5 protein-coding genes are annotated in these 4,912 nt (G+C 72.5%); all 5 read left to right on the top strand.

Features of this window, described 5'->3' with window-relative positions; all coding sequences use genetic code 11:
• A partial coding sequence (locus VFN12_RS15585; RefSeq protein WP_325119661.1) for a hypothetical protein occupies window positions 1-288 on the top strand: 288 nt, incomplete at its 5' end.
• A 62-nt stretch (window positions 289-350) separates the two neighbouring features.
• The gene (locus tag VFN12_RS15580) at window positions 351-1,409 is read left to right on the top strand and encodes a cupin domain-containing protein (protein WP_325119660.1); all 1,059 of its coding nucleotides are present in this window, start codon (window positions 351-353) and stop codon (window positions 1,407-1,409) included.
• A complete protein-coding gene (locus tag VFN12_RS15575; RefSeq protein WP_325119659.1) occupies window positions 1,406-2,320 on the top strand; it encodes a sucrase ferredoxin in 915 nt (304 codons plus the stop codon). The genes VFN12_RS15580 and VFN12_RS15575 overlap by 4 nt, the downstream gene beginning before the upstream one ends.
• Before the next feature lie 81 nt (window positions 2,321-2,401).
• Window positions 2,402-3,781: a cytochrome P450 gene (locus VFN12_RS15570; RefSeq protein ID WP_325119658.1), complete on the top strand. Its 1,380-nt coding sequence runs from the start codon at window positions 2,402-2,404 to the stop codon at window positions 3,779-3,781.
• Window positions 3,782-3,867: 86 nt separating this feature from the next.
• The coding region (locus VFN12_RS15565; RefSeq protein ID WP_325119657.1) for a hypothetical protein at window positions 3,868-4,912 on the top strand (1,045 nt) is incomplete at its 3' end.

Below are 4,912 nucleotides of genomic sequence, written 5' to 3'. Positions count from 1 at the left end.
CACATCAGCAGGAGGAAATGGATGACCCCCGAGGAGCCCCTGGGCGACGACGACATGACCACCAGCCCCGCCGGGGCGCCGCAGGAAGGTCTGGGTGGCGGTGACGCCGACGGGACCGACGGCGACGCGACCGACGGCACCGACGGCGACACGACCGACGCCGACGGCACCGACGCTGACGGCACCGACGCCGATGGCACCGACGCCGATGGCACCGACGCCGATGGCACCGACGCTGACGGCACCGACGCCGACGGCACCGATGGAACAGACGGAGACGCGTCCTGAGCGCTCTCGACCTGCTCAGCGGTGACGCCCAGACCTTCCTCGACAAGGTCTGGGCGTCCCGCGTGCACCTGCACCACGCCGACCCCGACGACCTCGTCGGCCTGCTCGACCTCGACGCCGCCGACCACCTGCTGACGTCGAGCGCCATCCGCACCCCCTCGATCCGGCTGGCACGCGACGGTGCGGTCCAGCCCGAGTCGTCGTTCACCCGCCGCGCGACCCTCGCCGGCCAGCCGCTGACGGGGCTCGTCGACGCCCGCAGGGCCCTCGCCGCGTTCGAGGACGGCGCCACCGTCGTCCTCCAGGGCCTGCACCGCTACTGGCCGCCGCTCACCCGGCTGACCGCCGAGCTCGAGCTGGAGCTCGGCCACCCCTGCCAGGCCAACGCCTACCTGACGCCGCCGGACTCGCAGGGCTTCGCCGTCCACGAGGACAGCCACGACGTGTTCGTGTTCCAGACCGCCGGCTCCAAGCTCTGGGAGGTCCACACGCCCGACGGGGTCGAGGAGGTCCTGCTCGAGCCGGGCCTGTGCCTCTACCTCCCGACCGGTACGCCCCACGCCGCCCGCGCCCAGGAGACGGTGTCGCTGCACGTCACCATCGGGATCAACCAGCTGACGTGGCGGGGCCTCGTCGAGCGCACCGTCCGCCAGGTCGTCGACCGCGTCCCCGAGCAGCACCTGCCGGGTGGCTACCTCGAGGACCGCGGCGGGCTCGCCGACGAGCTCGCCCGTCGGCTGGAGCAGGTCGCCGACGACGTACGCCGTCTCGACGCGGCCGCCGCCGTCGACACCGAGGTACGCCGCTTCCTGACGGGCCGCAGCTCCCGCCTCGACGGGGGGCTTCGCGACGTCCTCGACGCGAGCGAGATCGACGACTCGACCCTGCTGCGCCGGCGCCCCGGCCACCCGTGCGTCCTGCTGCCCCACGGCGACCGGCTCGAGGTGCTCCTCGGCGACCGCTCCCTCGACGTGCCGGCACGGCTGGAGCCGGCCCTCGAGGAGATCCGCGCCCGCGCCGAGCTGAGGCCGGCCGACCTGCACGAGCAGCTCGACCCGGAGAGCCGGCTCGTGCTGTGTCGCCGCCTGATCCGCGAAGGGCTGCTCGGGGTCGTCAGGTGACCGCCCCGCTCCCCGGCGACGCGGCCTTCCGCTGCGCCCGCTCCAGTGTCCTGCGCGACGAGCCGGTCGCGGGGACCGCCTCGACCGTGCGTGCCTACCTGCTGATCGAGCACTCCGGCTCCTGGGGCGAGGACGCCCTCCGCGACGCCCGGCTCCCCGACGGACTCGGCCGCGAGCTGCGACGCCGGGCGCACGAGGCGCGGATCCGGGTGCTGCTGATCCGGCGTACCGGACGCCGCCCGGCCGGCGAGGGCACCACCGTGTTCGCCGCCCACGCCCATCCCTACCGCCCCTGGATCGAGCGCGGCACCATGAGCAACCCGGCCGACGTGCTCGACCTCGACTTCTTCGACCTGCGGGCGGGCCACCCGACCTCGCTGACACCGCACGAGGAGTCGCTCTTCTGCGTCTGCACCCACGGCCGCCACGACGCCTGTTGTGCCGAGCTCGGCCGTCCGGTCGTGACCGCGCTGAGCGCGGCACACCCCGAGGAGACCTGGGAGGTCTCGCACATCGGGGGAGACCGGTTTGCGGGCAACCTGCTGGTGCTGCCCCACGGCCTCTACTACGGGCGGCTCGACCCGGCGACCGCCGTCGCGGTCGCCGGCGCGCACGTGTCCGGTCAGCTCGACCTCGACCACTTCCGCGGCCGCTCGGGGTTCCCCACGCCGGTGCAGGCGGCGGAGATCGCGCTCCGGCGCCATCTCGGCGAGACCCGGGAGGGCGCCCTGCGGCTTGAACACCGGCGCACCGAGGGAGTCGACACCGCGGCGGTGTTCGTGGTGGGCGGCGACGAGTACGTCGTCGAGGTCCACTCCGCCTGGAGCCAGGAGCCGCAGCGGCTCACCTGCAAGGCGGCGCGGGACAACCCGATCCCCGAGCACACGGTGGTCGGCATTCACCGCCGCTGATCCGGACGAGACGACGGTGGCCCACACGCCGACGTACTCGTAGTATGCGAAGTCCGGAGTACCCCGACGTGAGGCTCTACCGTGACCGCCACCGACGACCGAGTGACCGCACTGACCGAGGAGCGCTTCGAGCGGATGCGTCCGTTCGGGGGCGAGACGCCGCCGCCGGTCGACATGAGCAGGCTGCCCCCCGGTCCGAGGTGGCCGTCCCTTGCGCAGAGCGCCGGTCTGCTCCGCTTCCGGCACCGGTTCGTGCCGTGGGCGCATCGCAGGTACGGCGACACCTTCACCGTGCGGATGCTCCCGGCCGGGCGGCCGCTGGTGCTCTTCACCAGGCCCGAGCACGTGAAGGAGATCTTCGCCGGCGACCCCGAGGTCTTCCACGCCGGCAAGGGCAACGCCATCCTCGGGCCGATCATGGGCGAGCACTCGCTGCTGCTGCAGGACTCGCGCGAGCACCAGCGGGCCCGCAAGCTGCTGATGCCGGCGTTCAACGGCCATGCCCTGCGCACCTACGAGTCGCTGGTCACCGAGCTCGCGCAGGCAGAGGTCGCCCGGTGGCAGCCGGGTGAGGAGTTCCGCTCGCTCGACCGGATGAACGCGCTCACCCTCGAGGTGATCCTGCGCGTGGTCTTCGGGGTCACCGACGAGCAGCGGCTGGCCGAGCTGCGCCCGCGCGTGCGGCGCACCGTCGACGTCAACCCGGCGATCCTGCTCGCCTGGGGATGGCCGTCGCTGCAGAAGGTCGGCCCCTGGAAGCGGACCGTGCAGAACCAGCGCGAGCTGGACCGGTTGATGTACGCCGAGATCGCCGAGCGCCGCGAGGCACCCGACCTCGCCGACCGCACCGACGTACTCTCCCGGCTGATCCTGGCCCAGGAGGGGGATGACGCGCTCACCGACCAGGAGCTCCGTGACCAGCTGGTCACCCTCCTCCTGGCCGGCCACGAGACGACCGCCAGCGCGCTGGCCTGGACCCTCTACGAGGTCGGCCGCGACGAGGAGCAGCTGCGCCGGGCCCGTGAGGCCGCGACCGGCGGCGACGACGCCTGGCTCGAGGCCGTGCTCAAGGAGTCCATGCGGCTGCACCCGGTGATCGCGATGGTGGTGCGCACGCTGATGGAGCCGGCCACCGTCGGCGGCCTCGACCTCCCCGCCGGCACCACGGTCGGGCCGTCGATCCTGATCGCCCACGCCCGCGCCGACAACCACCCCGACCCCGAGGCGTTCCGGCCCGAGCGCTTCCTCGGCCAGAACCCGCCCACCAACACGTGGATCCCGTTCGGCGGCGGCGTACGTCGCTGCATCGGCGCCGGCTTCTCCCTGATGGAGGGGGTCGCGATCCTGCGCGAGGTCCTCGCGGCGTACGACGTCCGCTCGCTCGCCGACGAGGCGGCCCGGGTCCGTAACATCACCAGCGTGCCGCGGGACGGAGCCCGGGTGCGCGTCACCGCGCGCTGACGCATTTTTACTGTTTCGCTCCGCCGGGACGCGGGCGGGTGACACCATGGCCGGGCACTTCTCGGGCCATGGGGGGATGGATCACGATGCGCGCCAATCTCGGAGCGGGGCTGCTGCTCGTCGCGACGACGCTGGTGGGCCTGTCGGTCGCGCCGGCGCAGGCAGGCACGGGCTGTGTCGCCCCGGACACCGCGTGGGTGGGTCCGACGACCGAGGGCGGGTCGGCGTCGTGGCACGAGTCGACCAACTGGAGCGCCGGCGTACCCACCGCCACGAGCGTCGTGTGCGTTCCTGTGGTCGCGGCTGGCCCGCAGGTGCCCGTCGGCGCACCGGCTGAGGCCGGAACGGTGACGCTGGAGGGGACCCTGACCGTCGCCGGCGACCTGGCTGTCTCGACCCTCGAGGGTGATGCCGGTGAGTTGCGGGGGCCGGGCACCACCACCGTGTCCGGAAGCATCTTCGGAGACCAGCTCGCGTTGGCCGACAACGCGGAGGTCGACTTGCACGACGCCACCTTGGGTGGCGAGCTACATGTGCGGGAGAGCTCGCGGCTCAACGTGCGAGGTGATGCCGCGCTCCAGCCCGGTGCCGAGGTGGATTCACTCGGTGGCCTGTTCACGGTCACGCAGGCCGGGTCCCTGACCCTGGACGGCGACAGCTTTGCCGACGCCGACATTGTCGGCGGTTTCGCCAACCACGGCGAAGTCCGGGTTCTGGCCGGCTCGCTGACGATGATGGGTGCCGAGGAAGGGGGGCCCGGCCAGTTCTCCGACGGGCGGTTCATCGGGGCTCCGGGCGCTCTTCTCGACCTGTCCCACACCGAGCTGCGCGACGGAGCACACCTCGGTGGCGTGACGGTCGACAACGTCACCGTTCCCAAGGGCGACGCCGTCACAGTCGCCGCCTCGTACATGCTCAATGGGCACCAAGATGAAACTGCGCCCTCGATCCATGGCGAGGGTGAACTGGTGCTGACCGACGGCACGGTCGTCGATGGGCCCCGGTTCGGCGACTCGCTGACGGTGACCGTGCCCGCGGGCGAGGTCGTGACCATGGGGTACTCATCCCTCCTGGACCGGGCTCGTCTGCAGGTGTTCGGGGAGCTCCTGCAGGAGGACGGTCTGTCGATCG

Origin of the sequence: Nocardioides sp., assembly GCF_035703625.1 — a bacterium.
Classification (GTDB): domain Bacteria; phylum Actinomycetota; class Actinomycetes; order Propionibacteriales; family Nocardioidaceae; genus Nocardioides.
Note: the sequence above shows the minus strand (reverse complement) of the source record. Positions and strands in the feature narration are given on the sequence as shown.